General features: G+C 48.1%; 1 protein-coding gene. It reads right to left on the reverse strand.

What is annotated here, in order from left to right; all coding sequences use genetic code 11:
* Window positions 1–455: hypothetical protein (locus AB9H30_RS19375; RefSeq protein WP_371196437.1), on the reverse strand; the 455-nt coding region annotated here is incomplete at both ends.

The raw sequence follows: 455 nt of genomic DNA on the forward strand, positions 1-455 counted from the left end.
ACGTAGTTTTCTTGGCGCTCAATATTGCCGTAGCTATCGTAATCGCTATAGGTAAGTGAGTGCACAGCGGCGGTGCCGCGTTTGACACTGGCGCTTTGCATTTGCCCGGTGGCATAGCTGTAAACAAAATCACCTGCGGTTTTATTATTCGCGGTGCGCTCAGCCACAATGTTACCAAACACATCTTGTGCAGTAATTTGCTTATACACATAGCCACTGGCAGCATTGCGCTCAAACTGCAAATAACCCACGCTGTTGTAGTGATACGCCACTTTTAAGCCATTCGGAAAGGTAGTCGCTTTTACGCGCCCGTGGTTGGCATCGTACTCAGTTGACCGATTATATCTGGTGGCGTCAATCTCCGTGACTTCTAAAGTAGGTCGAGCCAGTGCATCAAAGTAATAGTTAACAATAGCACCGCCGCCATTATGGGTGCTAAGTTGGCCTTTTTTGCG

This window comes from Glaciecola sp. SC05 (genome assembly GCF_041380235.1).
GTDB lineage: Bacteria > Pseudomonadota > Gammaproteobacteria > Enterobacterales > Alteromonadaceae > Glaciecola.